Raw genomic sequence first — 17,553 nt, forward strand, 5'->3', positions numbered from 1 at the left:
TTGCCGTTGTAGATAAGCTAGGCAGGCTTTGTTTTTAATTCACATTGTTGAAAAATATAATTAACTGCCGCAAACAATTTATCTAAATCTTGAATAACATACAAATCTTTATTCCGAGTAAAAACATCAGCAGACAACTTGCCAAATTGCCATACTTTGCCGTTCGTCACAATTCCAAAAATATCGCTGACAAAATCATCGTTAATTCTTTGGACTGCAATCATCTCAGCTAAACACTGTCCCCAACCTTCTTCAAATTTGTCTTGTTTAGCTTCTACTGTCAGAAAATAGGGTTTATCAAATACAACTGTTCCTAGAGGATTTCGTTGGGTGACTGTATAATCTGGAACTCCTGATAAATCTTCGTCATAAGTCAATGTTTCATGGCTCCAAAGTGTTAATTTACTCCGGTAAGGTTTCCAAACTTCTTTTAAAACTGGATAGATCAGATTTTCACAAATAGCATCTTCAGAATTATCTATAACTCCATCTATAAATAGTAAATCTAATTCTTCTTGGAAAAATGGGGGAACAGGAAAATCTAATTCCGACATAAAATTAGACTGGATATATTTAATTTGGAATTTTTTGATGACTGTACTAATACTTTTATAATTACTAAATGCCATATTAATTGACCTTGTTAGCGTAAACATCCGCAACTAGGGAATAATTTAACATAGATAAAGTTTAGTAAATTTGAGTCATGTCTGAGTTCAAAGAAAACATTGCCTCTTTCGCCAGACAGTTTGTTCCCTCTTATCGATTCATTCGTACCCATGAATCTACACTCGGTAACAGTCATGAACTGCAAACAGAACTAAAGCCTCACTCAATTAAGGTTTTAAACTGGAATATTGCTAAAAATAACTTTGACAAAAGTTGGTTTAAAGATTTTTACCTCATTCTGCGACAGTACCAACCTGATTTAATCTTCTGTCAAGAAGTCCGTATGAGTGTAGGCGTGGAACAAATTATTGGGTTTAACAAATTGAGTTGGGCTTATGCACCGAATTTTATTGATACCCATCATCAAACTTATTCAGGGATTTTAACAGCAGCTAATATTAGTCCTCTCAGCAAGAAAGCGATAGTTACTAAACACTATGAACCTTTAGTAAACACGCCCAAGGTTTCATTAATTACAGAATATGCTTTATCTCACCAGCAAACAACCCTATTAACTATTAATAGTCACTTAATTAATTTTGTTGATTTAACCAAATTTAAAACTCAATTACAAGAAATAGAATTAGCCTTATCTACACATCACGGGCCGATTATTTTTGCTGGTGATTTCAATACTTGGAATCGTCAACGAGCCATACTTTTAGATAAAGCTGTCACTAAATTAGGGTTAAAGTCAGTAGAATTTGCCCCTCATGAAAGCAAGAAGATTAAAAGGTTCCTTTTGTCACCACCCCTAGATTATATTTTTTATCGAGGATTAACTGAAAAATCCGCCAGTGCCAAAGTTTTAGACGAAATTAATTCATCCGATCACAAGCCATTGCTGGCAGAATTTAGTTATGTCGATATATAAGAAATAAAGATGCTTGTAGACATTAGCATCCTCACTTTTTTGAGTGCAGCTACCGTTGTCGTTCATGCCTTGGGAATTGCCCATGCTGCCCATGCAGTCATGACTGTACGTTCTTCCCGTGGTGCGATCGCCTGGAGTATTTCGTTAGTTACATTTCCCTGGCTGGCTTTACCTTTATACTGGATTTTAGGCAGAACTAAATTTCATGGCTATGCTGAAGCCTTACGTTCAGTCTTTTCTGAACATCAAAAATTAGTTCACAAAGCGTATAGAGAAATCACTAAATTTCAAGTTGTCATCCCCGAAAAATTAAAATCACTAGCACCATTAGCAGAAACATTTACAGGCGTTGCTTTTACATCAGGTAATGCGGCAGAATTACTCATTGATGGACGGCAAACATATCCAGCGATGTTAAGTGCGATCGCCTCGGCGAAAAACTATATTTTGCTGCAATCTTACATCGTTGATGATGATGAATCAGGTCATAAATTTCAAGCTGCTTTAATTGCGAAAGCACAGCAAGGCATTCGGATTTATTTTCTCTACGATGAAATTGGTTCTAACAAATTACCTCGCACTTATATCAACTCTCTACGCCAAAATTTTATTCAAGTCAGCGCATTTCATACCACCAAAGGTAGAGGTAATCGTTTTCAGCTTAACTTTCGCAACCATCGCAAAATTTTAGTAGTCGATGGTGAAATTGCATTTACTGGTGGTTTAAATATTGGTAATGATTACGTCGGAAAAAATCGCCGTCTCAGTCCTTGGCGCGACACCCATATAAAACTGCAAGGGCCGACTGTTCAAAGTCTACAAAGTTCTTTTTTACAAGATTGGTATTGGGCAAATCGTCAAGTTATCGATGTTAACTGGCAAGTGCAACCCAACTGGGAAGCCAACCAAACAGCATTAATTTTACCCACAGGCCCCGCCGACAAACACAAAGCTTGTCAACTTTTTTTCGTGAATGCTATCAATCAAGCTCAAACTCGCCTGTGGATAGCGACTCCCTATTTTGTTCCAGATGATTCAACTCTGACAGCTTTAAAGTTAGCAGCAATGCGCGGTGTAGATGTCCGCATTATTTTACCAAACCGACCAGATCACTTATTTGTTTATCTTTGTTCCTTTTCTTATTACAATGAAATGAAACCCATCAATATCAAGTTTTATCGCTACAAACATGGGTTCATGCACCAAAAAATCATCCTCATCGATAATGATTTAGCAGGAGTAGGTACAGTCAACCTAGATAATCGCTCATTTTTTCTCAACTTTGAAGTTATGAGTTTTATTATCGATGGTCAATTTGTCAACAGCGTTGAGAAAATGTTAAAAACCGATTTAGCTGCTTCTGTAACCGTAGATTTTGCCGAATATGAGCAAAAACCTTTGTGGTTCAAGTTAGCTGTGAGAATCTCTCGTTTACTCACTCCTTTGTTGTAGTCATAGATTTACTTCTCATATAGGAATCCGCTTTGATTGTTGAAATTATCTGTAAAGGCTGGGAGTAGGGAGTAGAAAAGAGCATTTTGTAGGTGTACTGATTTTTTTCAGAAATCAGTACATTCAGATCAGGCTTCTTTCCTACTCCCGACCCCCCATTCCGGATTCCTATAGATATTTTTTGTTTCGCGCAAATAAGTTAAGTAACCACGCAAAATTAATTACAGTCATTGCGAGCGAAGCGAAGCAATCCCAGCCCTTGCGATTGCTTCATTTCGCTTCGCTCCATTCGCAATGACTTTGTGTAATTAATTATGTTTAACTACTTAAAAGAGAGCGAATTTTGTCAATACATCTTTGTGTATAAAGTTTATCTGCAAATTCTTTTCCTGTCATACCAATTCTGTATGAAGATACACTGAATTAGATAACGAACCACATAGACACACTCTTCGGCAGAACGCCTGACGGCGAACCCGCAGGGTAGGGTGCAAAGTACACAAAGAAAGAAGAGATAAAAGATTAAATGCAGCCTCAAATAGAATTGTTCCCACCTCCAAATAACAAATTTATTTCATACTGTCTTCTACCTTATGTTAGATAGAAATAATCTATTATTCCTCCTAAAGTTAGATAAATTCTAGAGTTAAAATCATTGATATTTATTAATAATGAGTCTGTTATATTAAAAATGACTTTTAACTATCTTCAGCAAGAGTTTAGTTAACAATCAGCAAAAAAATTCTCTTCTGAAAAGCATTTATACTTAAGCATCAATTTACTTATCCAAGACATATCAATTTTGGTATGTAGATGTGTGGCTTAACGATGATTCTTGGATAATAACGCTCTGCAACATTATGAGTGTGCAGTATTAATCTCATCGCCCTAAAATCACTCCCCAGTTTCCCCAGGATATAGCAATGGCAACCGAACAGTTAACCAGAGAAAGCGACAATCTTGATTTAAAACAATTGCTGAAAACACTCACTGCTGTGAAAAAAGGTGACTTTTCGGTTCGGATGTCCGTGGAAAATACTGGTTTGGCAGGTAAAATTGCTGACACGCTCAACGATATTATTGAGCAAAATGAACGGATGGCGTTAGAACTCCAGCGCATTGGGAATGTGGTTGGGAAAGAAGGGAAAATTACAGAACGCGCCTCTTTAGGAACTGTGCGGGGTTCTTGGTCAGATTGTGTGAATTCTGTCAATACTCTAATTACAGATTTAGTCCAACCGACAGCCGAAACTACAAGGGTGATTCGCGCGGTGGCAAATGGGGATTTGTCTCAAACCATCGCCACAGAAATAGATGGTAAACCCCTCAAAGGCGAGTTTCTGCAAACAGCCAATATTGTTAACACAATGGTAGAGCGGCTGGGTTCTTTTGCGAGTGAAGTTACCAGGGTAGCGCGGGAAGTGGGGACGGAAGGTAAACTCGGTGTCCAAGCGGAAGTGCGGGGTGTGGCGGGAACTTGGAAAGACCTCACTGATAATGTGAATTTGATGGCGGGAAATTTGACGGGGCAGGTGCGTAATATTGCGGAAGTTGCCACAGCGATCGCCAATGGTGATTTATCGAAGAAAATCACAGTCAATGTCAAAGGGGAAATTCTGGAACTGAAAAACACCGTTAATACAATGGTGGATCAGTTGAACTCCTTTGCATCGGAAGTAACAAGGGTAGCGCGGGAAGTGGGGACGGAAGGTAAACTCGGTGTCCAAGCCGAAGTGCGGGGTGTGGCGGGAACCTGGAAAGACCTCACCGATAATGTGAATTTGATGGCGGGAAATCTGACAGGACAAGTACGTAATATTGCGGAAGTTGCGACGGCGATCGCAAATGGTGATTTATCGAAGAAAATCACTGTGGATGTGAAGGGTGAAATTCTGGAGTTGAAGAACACTATCAATATCATGGTGGATCAACTCAGTTCGTTTGTGTCAGAAGTAACAAGGGTGGCGCGGGAAGTCGGAAGCGAAGGTAAGTTAGGTGTCCAAGCCGATGTTAAAGGTGTGGCGGGGACGTGGAAAGATTTAACCGACAGCGTGAATTTCATGGCGGGGAGTTTGACAGCCCAGGTAAGAAACATCGCGGAAGTGACAACGGCGGTGGCGAATGGTGACTTGTCGAAGAAAATCACGGTGGATGTGAAGGGTGAAATTCTGGAGTTGAAGAACACTATTAATACAATGGTGGATCAACTCAATTCCTTCGCGTCGGAAGTTACAAGAGTAGCGCGGGAAGTGGGAACAGAAGGAAAACTGGGTGTCCAAGCCGAAGTGCGGGGTGTGGCGGGAACTTGGAAAGACCTCACTGATAATGTGAATTTGATGGCGGGAAATCTGACAGGACAGGTACGTAATATTGCGGAAGTTGCGACGGCGATCGCAAATGGTGATTTATCGAAGAAAATCACTGTAGATGTAAAGGGCGAAATTCTAGAGTTGAAAAACACAATCAATATCATGGTGGATCAACTTAGTTCCTTTGCATCAGAAGTCACCAGGGTGGCGCGGGAGGTCGGAAGTGAAGGTAAGTTAGGTGTCCAAGCCGATGTGCGCGGTGTGGCGGGGACATGGAAAGACTTAACCGACAGCGTGAATTTCATGGCGGGAAGTTTGACAGCCCAGGTAAGAAACATCGCGGAAGTGACAACGGCGGTGGCGAATGGTGACTTGTCCAAAAAAATCACCGTGGATGTAAAGGGTGAAATTCTGGAGTTGAAGAACACGATTAATACAATGGTGGATCAACTCAACTCCTTCGCCAGTGAAGTAACGCGGGTGGCGCGTGAGGTCGGAAGTGAAGGTAAATTAGGTGTCCAAGCGGAAGTTCGCGGGGTGGCGGGGACTTGGAAGGATTTGACTGACTCTGTAAACTTCATGGCGGGAAGTTTGACAGCCCAGGTAAGAAATATTGCGGATGTCACAACGGCGGTGGCGAATGGGGACTTGTCGAAGAAAATCACCGTGGATGTGAAGGGTGAAATTCTGGAGTTGAAGAACACTATCAATACAATGGTGGATCAACTCAGTTCCTTTGCATCGGAAGTAACTAGAGTGGCGCGAGAGGTGGGTACAGAAGGAAAACTGGGTGTTCAAGCGGAAGTGCGCGGTGTGGCGGGAACTTGGAAAGACTTAACAGGTGCGGTGAATATGATGGCGGGGAACCTCACCGACCAAGTACGTAGTATAGCGGAAGTTGCAACCGCGATCGCCAACGGGGACTTATCGAAAAAAATCACTGTCCAAGTGAAAGGCGAAATTCTGGAGTTGAAAAACACTATCAATATCATGGTGGATCAACTCAACTCCTTCGCCAGTGAAGTAACGCGGGTGGCGCGTGAGGTCGGAAGTGAAGGTAAGTTAGGTGTCCAAGCAGATGTTAAAGGTGTGGCGGGGACATGGAAAGACCTCACCGACAGCGTGAATTTCATGGCGGGAAGTTTGACAGCCCAGGTAAGAAACATTGCAGCAGTCACAACGGCGGTGGCGAATGGCGACTTATCCAAGAAAATCTCTGTGGATGTGAAGGGTGAAATTTTGGAGTTGAAAAACACCGTCAATACAATGGTGGATCAACTTAATTCCTTTGCGTCGGAAGTAACGAGAGTAGCAAGAGAGGTGGGAACGGAAGGAAAACTCGGTGTTCAAGCCGAAGTCAAAGGTGTGGCGGGGACATGGAAAGATTTAACCGACTCTGTGAATTTCATGGCGGGAAGTTTGACAGCCCAGGTAAGAAACATCGCGGAAGTGACAACGGCGGTGGCGAATGGCGACTTATCCAAAAAAATCACTGTAGATGTGAAGGGTGAAATTCTGGAGTTGAAGAACACTATCAATACAATGGTGGATCAACTTAATTCCTTCGCGTCGGAAGTAACACGGGTGGCGCGTGAGGTGGGAACGGAAGGTAAACTTGGTGTCCAAGCTTATGTGCGTGGCGTTGGTGGGACGTGGAAAGACCTCACCGATAACGTCAACTCAATGGCGGGGAATCTCACAGCCCAGGTAAGGAACATCGCGGAAGTAACTAAGGCGGTGGCGAATGGGGACTTGTCGAAGAAAATCACCGTGGATGTGAAGGGTGAAATTCTCGACTTGAAGAACACGATTAATACAATGGTGGATCAACTCAGTTCCTTCGCCAGTGAGGTAACGCGGGTGGCGCGGGAGGTGGGAACCGAGGGAAAATTAGGCGGTCAAGCTTTGGTACAAGGTGTGGCGGGAACCTGGAAAGACCTCACCGATAATGTGAACTCAATGGCGGGTAACTTAACCGCCCAAGTGCGAGGAATTGCGCGAGTTGTTACCGCCGTGGCGAATGGAGATTTGAAGCGGAAATTGATGTTAGATGCGAAGGGTGAAATTGAAACCTTAGCGGAAACCATCAATGAAATGATTGATACTCTAGCGACCTTTGCCAATCAGGTCACAACCGTAGCGCGAGAAGTGGGAATTGAGGGTAAACTTGGTGGTCAAGCCAGGGTACCAGGGGCGGCGGGAACCTGGAAAGACCTGACAGATAACGTAAATGAACTAGCCGCAACTCTGACAACACAGCTACGGGCGATCGCAGAAGTAGCGACGGCGGTAACAAAAGGCGACTTAACCCGGTCAATTTCCGTGGAAGCACTAGGGGAAGTGGCAATCCTCAAAGACAACATCAACCAGATGATTGCCAATTTGCGCGAGACAACCCAAAAGAACACCGAACAAGACTGGTTAAAGACCAACCTCGCCAAGTTTACCCGGATGTTGCAAGGTCAGCGCGACTTAGAAACAGTCTCCAAATTAATTCTCTCGGAACTTGCACCATTAGTAGGCGCACAACATGGCGTATTTTACTTAATGGATGCAGGCGAACAACAACAAGCATATCTAAAATTACTCAGCAGCTACGCTTACCGCGAACGCAAACATCTAGCCAACCGTTTCCATTTGGGTGAAGGTTTGGTAGGACAATGCGCTTTAGAAAAAGAGCGAATTTTGTTAACGGAAATCCCCAGCGATTATGTCAAGATTAGTTCTGGTTTGGGTGAAGCTTCTCCACTCAACGCTGTAGTTTTACCTGTGTTGTTTGAAGGACAAGTCACCGCCGTGATTGAGTTAGCTTCCTTCCGCCGCTTTAGTGAGATTCATTTAACCTTCTTCGACCAACTTACCGAAAGTATTGCGATCGTTCTCAATACTATCGCCGCTTCCATGCGTACCGAAGAATTACTCAAACAATCGCAATCTTTAGCCGAAGAACTGCAAACTCAGCAAAACGAACTCAAAGAAACCAACAAACGCCTCGAACAACAAGCCCAGTCTCTCAAAACTTCCGAAGATTTACTCAAGAAACAACAAGAAGAGTTACAACAAACCAACGCCGAACTCGAAGAAAAAGCCGAATTACTGGCGTTGCAAAAGAAAGAAGTTGAACGCAAAAACTTAGAAATTGAACAAGCGAGACGTTCTTTGGAAGAAAAAGCCGAACAATTGGCGCTGTCATCCAAATATAAATCCGAATTTCTGGCGAATATGTCCCATGAACTGCGGACACCATTAAATAGCTTGTTGATTTTAGCGAAGTTGTTAACCGATAACATCGATGGCAACCTCAGCACCAAACAAGTGGAATACAGCCGCACAATTTACTCGGCGGGGAATGACTTGTTGGCGTTAATTAACGACATTTTAGATTTAGCAAAAATTGAGTCGGGAACCATGTCCATTGATATGTCGCAGATGTTAGTGACAGATTTGCGAGATCAAACAGAACGCACCTTCCGCCAAATCGCCCAAGATAAAGGACTCAGTTTCAGCATTGAAACCGGTGCTGATTTACCAAAAGCCGTTTATACTGACCCAAAACGCTTGTTACAAGTCCTGAAAAATCTCCTTTCCAACGCCTTTAAATTTACCGAACGGGGAGAGGTACGCTTACGCATTGAAGTCGCCAAGCAGGGGTGGAGTATGAATCAAGAAAGCTTGAACCGCGCCCCAATGGTAGTCGCCTTTTCCGTAATCGATACAGGAATTGGTATCGCCCCGGAAAAACAAAAAGTGATTTTTGAAGCCTTCCAACAAGCGGACGGTACTACCAGCCGCAAATACGGCGGTACAGGTTTAGGTTTATCCATCAGCCGCGAAATCGCCCGTTTATTTGGTGGCGAAATCACCTTGGTAAGTAACGTTAGTCAAGGTAGTACATTTACCTTCTACTTACCCCAATTTGATTCTGACTCCACCTTCATTCTGCCAGAACCCACATCTCAACTAGTTCTCACTCCCCAACCCCCCACTCCCAACTCCCCACTCCCAACTCCCCCCTCCCCCCTTCTAGAAGACGATCGCATTGATATCCAAAACAGCGATCGCGTATTATTAATCGTCGAAGATGACATTCATTTTGCTCGCATCCTCTTGGATATGGCGCAGCAGCAAGGTTTTAAAGTCATCGCCGCCCAAAGTGGTACTAATGGTTTAGCCCTCGCCCAACAATTCCAACCCGCCGGGATTTTACTCGATATCCGCTTACCTGATATGGATGGTTGGACTGTCCTCGACAGGTTAAAGCATGACGCAAATACCCGTCACATTCCGGTTCACATCATGACCGTCGAAGAAGGTAAACGCCGGAGTTTACAATTAGGGGCATTAGCTTATTTGCAAAAACCTGCCAGCAGTGAAAGTATCTCGGAAGCTTTAAATAAAATCAAAGGTTTTGTCGAACGACGGGTGAAGAATTTACTGGTAGTAGAAGATGACGACACCCAACGCCATAGCATTGTTGAGTTAATTGGTAACAGCGATGTCGCCACAACCGCCGTCGCCACAGGTACAGCCGCCTTAGAAGCAATTAACGCCCAACCCTTTGATTGTCTCGTCCTCGATTTAGGGCTACCCGACATGAATGGGTTTGAACTGCTTCAGCAAATCAAACAGCAGCCAAACGGCGAATCATTACCCATCATTATTTACACTGGGATTGAATTAACCAAAGCCCAAGAAATTGAACTACGACGCATTACCGAGACTATCATCGTCAAAGATGTGCGATCGCCCGAACGCCTCCTTGATGAAACGACATTATTTTTACATCGAGTCCAAGCAAATTTACCAGAACCCAAACGCCAAATTCTTGAACAACTCCACGCCCGTGATTACATCCTGGCAAACAAAAATGTATTAATTATTGATGATGATGTCCGTAATATCTTTGCCTTGACCAGTATGTTAGAACGCTATCACATGCAGGTGCTGTATGCTGAAAATGGCAGAGATGGCATCACCATGTTAGAAACTACACCCGATATTGATGTGATCTTAATGGATGTAATGATGCCAGAAATGGACGGTTACGAAACTACGCGCTTAATTCGCCAAAATAACCGATTCATCACCTTACCAATTATTGCCCTCACCGCCAAAGCCATGCAAGGCGATCGCGAAAAGTGCATCGAGTCCGGCGCATCCGATTACATCACCAAACCCGTAGATATTGAACAATTACTGTCTTTACTGCGCGTTTGGCTATATCGGTAAACTGACTATGATTGCCACATCACCCTATCTCCTACATCTAGCTAATACTTTCTCTCCTGTGGCTGAAACATATTAATCACTACGGGGCGATATTGAAGATCAATTCCGGCGGGTGAATAGTAAGCCATTGTATGTTGCAGGAAATTGACATCATCGCGCTGGGGAAAGTCTTCGCGGAAGTGTGCGCCGCGACTTTCTTGGCGATTTAAGGCTGAGGCGAGAATTGTTTGTCCGACTACCATTAAGCTTCGCAGTTCTAAAGCTTCTACTAGTTCGGTATTCCAGCAGCTACCTTTGTCGTCTAAGAAAACTTGAGAATATTTTTGTTGTAATTGCGTTATTTTTTCCCAACCTTGACTCATTAATTCTTGAGTGCGGAAAACGCCGCAGAACTCGGTCATAGTATCTTGAAAGGCTTGGCGGACTTGGTTAATTCGATACTCTCCTGGTTGTTCTAGTAAAGCTTGAATTTCTTGTTGGGCTTCTGTGATGTAACGCTGTTCATCTATGGAAGGTAATTTACGTTGCTGTACATATTGGGCGATCGCCGCCCCAGTGCGTTTGCCATAAACTACACATTCTAATAGCGAGTTACTACCTAAACGATTTGCCCCGTGAACAGATACACAAGCCGTTTCACCCGCCGCAAAGAAGGCTTCCACTAAACCATCGCCACTACTACGAACTTGCCCATCTGTGTTCACAGGTATACCACCCATACAATAATGAATTGTCGGGCGGACTGGCATTGGTTGAGTCACTGCATCAACGCCGACTAAGCGGTGGGCTTCTTCCCAACAGAAGGGAACGCGACTCATGATTTTTTCTTTGCCCAAATGGCGCAAGTCGAGATAGACAAAGGGGCCGCCAGCACTACCATCAGAATGCACACCACGTCCCGCCCGAATTTCGTAAGCGATCGCCCGTGAGGTAATATCGCGGGGTGCTAGTTCCATCCGGCTGGGTGCATAGTTCGCCATAAAGCGATCGCCTTCACTGTTGATTAAATATGCCCCTTCTCCCCGCACAGCCTCGGAAATCAACACCCCCACTGGATACAAGCCTGTGGGATGGAACTGCACAAACTCCATATCTTCCAGGGGTAAACCTGCAAGTGCAGTCATCGCCAAACCATCACCTGTAGAAGCATAATCATTGGAAGTAGTGTTATAAACGCGACCATAACCACCAGTGGCAAACATCACCGCCTTTGCCCTGACCACCTCAATATGCCCATCCAATAAGTGATACATCACCAAACCCTTCGCCTGTCCTTCTTCTAAAATCAGGCGCATTACGTACCACTCTTGATAAATCTGCACACCGTAACGCCGCAGATTATTGACTAATTCATGCAAAATTGCGTGACCAGTTTTATCAGCCGCGTAACAGGTGCGATTGTGAGAATGTCCCCCGAAAGCCCGTTGGGCAATGCGTCCATCAGGTAAGCGCGAGAATAAAACACCCAAATGTTCTAAGTCAATTACCACATCTGGCGCTTCTTTGGTGAGAATTGCAACTGCATCTTGGTCTGCTAAGTAATCAGAACCTTTGATAGTATCAAAAGCATGTGCTTCCCAAGAATCTTCAGTATCAACATTTTTTAACGATGCAGCCATTCCGCCTTGGGCTGCAACCGAATGAGAACGGATAGGGTGAGTTTTGGCAATGACAGCAACATTTAAACTGGGGTCAGTACGGGCAATTTCCACCGCCGCCCGACAACCTGCCAATCCTCCCCCAACAATAATGACATCATGTTCCAGCATAACTAGCCCCCGATCGCAAAAAGCTGCTTTCTATTGTAGAGACGGGATTCACTTAGTGGTTTGTGATCTGTACAAAAAAATTCCCCATCTGCTGACAGGGAAATTAATCATTAGTTCAGAATTCAACACCAACAATTAATAAAATTTACTACTCCCCACTTTTCAGGTAGTAGCTTGTACAGGTTTTTGCTGAGAAATATTACCAGGGATAGGTACAGTTTTGGTTCCTGGCTCTACAGCAACTAGTTCAATATGATTTAACAATGTAGTTACAAAAGCAAATAGCAAGAAAGGCAACGAAAGCAGCACAATTAAACCTACAGTTGCTAAAGCATATACTGGTCGTCTCGCACCCATCAAGGCTAAGGCAGATGCCAGACTAACTGCAATTGTAATCAGCCAAACAATAATTTGACCGTAAATATCGCCAAAAGTGAGTGTACAGACAAATCGATAGTTTTTTATATCACTAATGTTCATGACACTTGCCTCAAGTCTTTCCTATAGGTTCTACGTTAGAGCCATGTTTGGCTATAAAACAATTTCTAAATATTTTTGCAATGTTTGTAATATCACTTTACACTTCGTTTTGTTTGTTACAAAAGTTGTTGATTCAGCAGATTTTGATTTCAAAACTTAATTAACAATTTTCATCACCACTCCAATGATTTTGAAAATCATAAAACAGATTTATTATTTTAAATTTAATTTAATTTAATTTTTAGATTTGGCAGAATAGATTATTTTTAGCTTCTGCATTCTGCTATATTTAAACTAATTTCAATTCTCATAAAAAAATAGCGATCGCATCGCTAAAATCTTGATTAACAAAAGATAAAATGAAAGCGATCGCTGTTGAAACTTTAATAAACCAAAGGTCTAGCACCACTCATTTGACGCAACGAATTGATGCAGGCTGGACAGTCACAACCAAACAAAGTCACTGCCATTTCGCTTTCTTGGTCACTAAACTCTAACATCGGCACATTATCGTTAGAAAATTCTACTTCAGCCTGTTCAGTCGGGATTTGTGCTAACACAGACGCTCTAGCACATACTAAGCCAACCTTATGCTTATTGCGGATACAAGATAAACGGTCTTCAGTATTTTTAACTACTGGTTCTGCTGCTTGTACTTGATTAACCATCGCTGTCATCGACAGAATAGAACTAATCAGCATCGGAGTGGAAAGTAAACTCAGTATAATTTTATTCATTGGTCTCCTCTAAAATTCCTGGCCGCTTAGAATAATTAAATCTTACGTGTACCATGAATGTCCATCAGGAGCTTATGTTTCCTAAATGAGTAAGGAGTAAATACTTATGACTTATCAGGACTTAGGCAAAATTATGAAAAAACCTAGACGCACTCTTAGGCTACTCTGAGCAGAACGTCTAACAGTGAACCCGCAGGGTAGGACATTACTTAAAGAACGCAAAAATAATTTTTCCTAGTGCAAATTTTCCTCAGCCAGGAAAGGAAAGGATTAATCTTAATAAAAACAAAAATACCGGACTTAACAAGTTCCGGTAAAATCCTTGGGAATATCTACTAATGAGCCATTAATGAATTCTTTCGCGGAGTAATTGTTCTTCTAAAGCCGCAATCCGATTGTAAGCTGCGGTTAGTTGCGCTGTTAGTCTTTGTATCTGAATTTCTGGTGTTAAAACTTTATCCCCACCTTGACGATTCATATCAATATAAGCGCCATCTGTCAGAACATCCTTGTGTTCTAGTTCTTGATTAAAACTAATTTGTCCTCTTAAATGATAGGGAAAAGTCTCGCTATTTTCTTGATAATTATCTTTTACAGATGTTTTAGCCAAGGAACACTCTGTGAAAGCCTGAGCAACTTTAAAATCTAGCTGCTCAATTACCTGGTAGAGGGCATCCAGTTTATGGCTCAAAGTTAGAATCTGGTTTTGTAATGGCTCCATCTAATACCCTCGTCAGTATATTTCCTCCATGTTATTCAATTTACTGGCAATGTTAAACATACTTATGAATTATTTAATTATTCAAATAATTTGTCGAAATGATATACCTAAGTCATTAATTATCAATCTTTCTCAAAAAAATCTGGAAGTCAATACCATTGCTAGTGTTAAAAAATGTAAATTTGGACTAACTTATTTTTAGAAAAATTTGAAATATTAAAAAACAAAAACCTATTTACGAATAACTAAAACGATAAAAGCTACAGTAGTCTGATTTATTTTAGAAATTATCTATACAGCCTGAGAGTAAGGATTGGGGAGTCGGGAGTAAGAAAAAGTGTTTTGTGGGTGTACTGTTTTTTTCAGAAATCTAAGTATCATTTATGCTTATATTTTTATTTTTATCTAGTTCTCTCATAATTGATGTTTTCTTGACAATTGGTTTTTAAATTTTGATTGAAATTTGATTGTGGAATGGGTTTCTAGCTGATCTATTGTAGGCTTTTCGTCCCACACCACAAACAAGCTACCAAACTGACACAGATAAGTTTATCCAATAGCAGCAATTCTATCCGCGTTTATCTGCGGTTAATTTTATTACGGACACGCTACTACACTTTGATAGCGATAATGCGAATTCTGCGATAGTCTGCCAGCCAAACATGATTTTTGTAAAGTGTAGGCTTGAGGTAGTCTTCAACATTACGAATCACTTCTACTTGTTCCACAGCCGAAAGGTTGGTGAAAAAATTACTAGCAAACATTTCTAGCCAGTTTTTGATACCTGCTGTCTCATCTGCTAAGACGGTGGGACGGGGAAACAAAATAGCATGAGTAACTTCAAAGCCTTGTTTTTCCAGTAAATTACTATACTCACTAATACTAGGAAAATACCAAGGATTGAAAGTTTGGGGGTGAGATAGACCAATTTTTGCCAAAGCCATATACAAGGCTTGAACTATAGATTCTACGTTACCTTTACCACCAAATTCCGCAACAAAACGCCCTCCTGGTTTGAGTGCTTGATATATGGAGGCGATCGCAGCATCGGCTTCTTTGATCCAATGCAAGGTAGCATTAGAAAATACAGCATCAAATAGTTTGTCTATTTGCAAGTTACGAGCATCAGCAATTTCAAACCGTAAATCAGGATAATTTTGTCGCGCCTTTTCAATCATTGTGGCGGCGCTATCAATTCCCATCACCTCAGCACCAGATTCAGCAATTTTCGCAGCAAGTTGCCCAGTGCCACAACCTAAATCTAAAATCAATTCTCCCGGTTTGGGATTCAGCCATTGCAATAAATCTTCGCCATATTGCCACACAAAAGCGTGTTTATCTTCATAAAGCAAAGCATTCCAATTATCTTTGGATGGCGAAATCTGATTCATGTTCAGTAAAATCTTACGCAATGAGAGGAAAAATCAAGAGTTTGAAGAAGGGTGTAGGAGTCTTAGGTATTCAAAACCCTTACACCCCCACACCCTTACACCCAACTTCAACAACTAACCTTTGTGCGTTAGTCCTGAATTAAAATTACGCCGGATAAATCCTTAAGCGACGATTAGGTTCTTCGCCAAAACTATGGGATTTGAGGCGATAATGTTCTACCAACTCATGCTGCATTTTGCGAACTTGGGGAGAACGGGGCAGTAACTCTACTGGTTGTCCTTTGGGAATGACAATTTGCTCGACTGCAAGTCTAGCTTCTTCTAGGGCATCAATTTCGTCATCGCTACCACTGTGCAGAAAAAGTTGCAATTCGCGGTCATCAGCAATTTCTGGTTCATCGATGTTCAATAACCGCCGCAGTCCACGGGTAATTTGCGGAATGGTGCTGGCTTTAATCATGTGGATAGGCACATGACGGGCTTTGGCCATTTGCCGTAGTTTAGCGTGGTTTTTGACATGCGATCGCAATGCCAAAATTGCATCAGCACTATCGATGTCTTTTGTCAATACCACAGGCAAAGTCAGCACACTAACTACCTGTTCTAATTGGTGGCGACTCACCCCATAAGGATAAACATGCAGTGGCAAATCTTCCCCGTTGGGGCCAGCGTTCTTCGTGGCGGCGAAATCAATGGTGTCGGAGTAGTTAAAGGATTCCTCTAGCAAGCGGTCAAACTCGCTCTGTCCAGTTGTTTTTTCCCTCTCTAGACTCAATGGCGGAAGTGCCACCATCTGTCCCGATGCCCGCCAGCCACTAGACTGTCGCCCAGAGGAGAAAGTGTCTTCCCCACTCGCTAAATGACCGCCACGACCATTCACCACCGATAGCTGTCGAGTCATGACAACTTTGCCATTATCATCCACAGTGCGGGTTTGTGGGCTTGGTTGCCGTCCACGCAATAAAGTATCTACTGTGTCAGCAACACTTTCGTGAACTACCCAACGCTGTCGTTCTAACATCTCTACAGCAATTTCAAAGGTAGGCGGAGCTTTACGCTCTAACACCGTTTTTTGCGAACCACGCCTTCTGGCTTCGTCGTCTCCCAGTGTCACAGCCTGAATCCCACCAACCAAATCAGAAAGTGTGGGGTTTTTGATCAGGTTTTCAATTTGGTTCCCATGAGCAGTGCCTACTAACTGCACACCACGTTCGGCAATGGTACGCGCTGCTAAAGCTTCCAGTTCGGTGCCGATTTCATCAATCACAATTACTTCCGGCATGTGATTTTCCACTGCCTCAATCATGACTTGATGCTGAAGTTCTGGATGAGCTACTTGCATCCTTCTCGCACGACCAATGGCAGGGTGAGCAATATCGCCATCTCCCGCAATTTCGTTGGAGGTGTCGATAATTACTACTCGTTTGTTTAGCTCATCTGCCAACACACGGGCAATTTCCCGCAGGGCAGTAGTTTTACCCACACCTGGACGACCTAGCATGAGAATGGATTTACCTGTTTCTACCAAATCGCGGATCATACCGATAGTACCGAATACCGCACGACCAACACGACAGGTTAAGCCAATTATCTTACCATTCCGATTGCGGATAGCACTGATCCGATGCAAAGTTTGCTCAATTCCTGCTCGATTATCTCCGCCAAAGGTGCCGACTCGCTGAATACAATCATCAATTTGTGCTTGAGTTACGGGTGTTTCACTCAGATACTCAGCTTGATTAGGAAAGCGAGCTTCTGGGCGACGACCCAAATCCAAGACTACTTCAACTAAACTATCTCGCTGAGGATGATTTTCTAGTACTTGTCGCAAGTCTTGGGGCAAGATGTCTAATAACTTTTGGAGATCGTCTTTAATCGTCATGCTTTCTATGGTGACGTTTTGAGAGATAACGAACGAGCGA

General features: G+C 42.6%; 10 protein-coding genes. 3 read left to right on the plus strand and 7 right to left on the minus strand.

Annotated features, from left to right (window positions below):
* Window positions 1-17: 17 nt before the first annotated feature.
* Window positions 18-629: a hypothetical protein gene (locus tag H6G28_RS04580; protein WP_190589506.1), complete on the minus strand. Its 612-nt coding sequence runs from the start codon at window positions 627-629 to the stop codon at window positions 18-20.
* 77 nt (window positions 630-706) lie between these two features.
* Here H6G28_RS04580 and H6G28_RS04585 point away from each other — a divergent pair, with 77 nt between their 5' ends.
* The 3 genes from H6G28_RS04585 to H6G28_RS04595 all read left to right on the plus strand — a co-directional run bounded on the left by H6G28_RS04585 (window position 707) and on the right by H6G28_RS04595 (window position 10,533).
* A complete protein-coding gene (locus tag H6G28_RS04585; protein WP_190669242.1) occupies window positions 707-1,543 on the plus strand; it encodes an endonuclease/exonuclease/phosphatase family protein in 837 nt (278 codons plus the stop codon).
* A 9-nt stretch (window positions 1,544-1,552) separates the two neighbouring features.
* Window positions 1,553-2,995, plus strand: a complete 1,443-nt coding sequence (cls, locus tag H6G28_RS04590) for a cardiolipin synthase (protein WP_190669244.1) — start codon at window positions 1,553-1,555, stop codon at window positions 2,993-2,995.
* Between the two features lie 923 nt (window positions 2,996-3,918).
* Window positions 3,919-10,533, plus strand: coding sequence for a HAMP domain-containing protein (locus tag H6G28_RS04595; protein WP_190593791.1), 6,615 nt, complete (start codon window positions 3,919-3,921; stop codon window positions 10,531-10,533).
* Between the two features lie 41 nt (window positions 10,534-10,574).
* Here the strand turns inward: H6G28_RS04595 and H6G28_RS04600 are convergent, their stop codons facing one another.
* The 6 genes from H6G28_RS04600 to H6G28_RS04625 form a co-directional block, all read right to left on the minus strand.
* On the minus strand, window positions 10,575-12,302 hold the full coding sequence (locus H6G28_RS04600; protein WP_190669246.1) for a succinate dehydrogenase/fumarate reductase flavoprotein subunit: 1,728 nt from the start codon (window positions 12,300-12,302) through the stop codon (window positions 10,575-10,577).
* Between the two features lie 162 nt (window positions 12,303-12,464).
* On the minus strand, window positions 12,465-12,782 hold the full coding sequence (locus H6G28_RS04605) for a hypothetical protein (protein ID WP_190593787.1): 318 nt from the start codon (window positions 12,780-12,782) through the stop codon (window positions 12,465-12,467).
* Window positions 12,783-13,165: 383 nt separating this feature from the next.
* Entirely contained in the window at window positions 13,166-13,519 is a 354-nt protein-coding gene (locus H6G28_RS04610) for a hypothetical protein (protein ID WP_190593783.1), read from the minus strand.
* Between the two features lie 346 nt (window positions 13,520-13,865).
* Entirely contained in the window at window positions 13,866-14,240 is a 375-nt protein-coding gene (locus H6G28_RS04615) for a hypothetical protein (RefSeq protein WP_190593780.1), read from the minus strand.
* Between the two features lie 611 nt (window positions 14,241-14,851).
* On the minus strand, window positions 14,852-15,631 hold the full coding sequence (locus H6G28_RS04620; protein WP_190669249.1) for a class I SAM-dependent methyltransferase: 780 nt from the start codon (window positions 15,629-15,631) through the stop codon (window positions 14,852-14,854).
* Window positions 15,632-15,776: 145 nt separating this feature from the next.
* The gene (locus H6G28_RS04625; RefSeq protein WP_190593777.1) at window positions 15,777-17,513 is read right to left on the minus strand and encodes a R3H domain-containing nucleic acid-binding protein; all 1,737 of its coding nucleotides are present in this window, start codon (window positions 17,511-17,513) and stop codon (window positions 15,777-15,779) included.
* Between the last annotated feature and the right edge of the window lie 40 nt (window positions 17,514-17,553).

The organism is Nostoc sp. FACHB-190 (assembly GCF_014696905.1).
Classification (GTDB): domain Bacteria; phylum Cyanobacteriota; class Cyanobacteriia; order Cyanobacteriales; family Nostocaceae; genus Nostoc_B.

What these genes read in the sequence shown, in the direction of transcription:
- H6G28_RS04580 (WP_190589506.1), bottom strand. Translation starts at nt 629, where the DNA reads ATGGCATTTAGTAATTATAAAAGTATTAGTACAGTCATCAAAAAATTC.
- H6G28_RS04585 (WP_190669242.1), top strand. Translation starts at nt 707, where the DNA reads ATGTCTGAGTTCAAAGAAAACATTGCCTCTTTCGCCAGACAGTTTGTT.
- cls (WP_190669244.1), top strand. Translation starts at nt 1,553, where the DNA reads ATGCTTGTAGACATTAGCATCCTCACTTTTTTGAGTGCAGCTACCGTT.
- H6G28_RS04595 (WP_190593791.1), top strand. Translation starts at nt 3,919, where the DNA reads ATGGCAACCGAACAGTTAACCAGAGAAAGCGACAATCTTGATTTAAAA.
- H6G28_RS04600 (WP_190669246.1), bottom strand. Translation starts at nt 12,302, where the DNA reads ATGCTGGAACATGATGTCATTATTGTTGGGGGAGGATTGGCAGGTTGT.
- H6G28_RS04605 (WP_190593787.1), bottom strand. Translation starts at nt 12,782, where the DNA reads ATGAACATTAGTGATATAAAAAACTATCGATTTGTCTGTACACTCACT.
- H6G28_RS04610 (WP_190593783.1), bottom strand. Translation starts at nt 13,519, where the DNA reads ATGAATAAAATTATACTGAGTTTACTTTCCACTCCGATGCTGATTAGT.
- H6G28_RS04615 (WP_190593780.1), bottom strand. Translation starts at nt 14,240, where the DNA reads ATGGAGCCATTACAAAACCAGATTCTAACTTTGAGCCATAAACTGGAT.
- H6G28_RS04620 (WP_190669249.1), bottom strand. Translation starts at nt 15,631, where the DNA reads ATGAATCAGATTTCGCCATCCAAAGATAATTGGAATGCTTTGCTTTAT.
- H6G28_RS04625 (WP_190593777.1), bottom strand. Translation starts at nt 17,513, where the DNA reads ATGACGATTAAAGACGATCTCCAAAAGTTATTAGACATCTTGCCCCAA.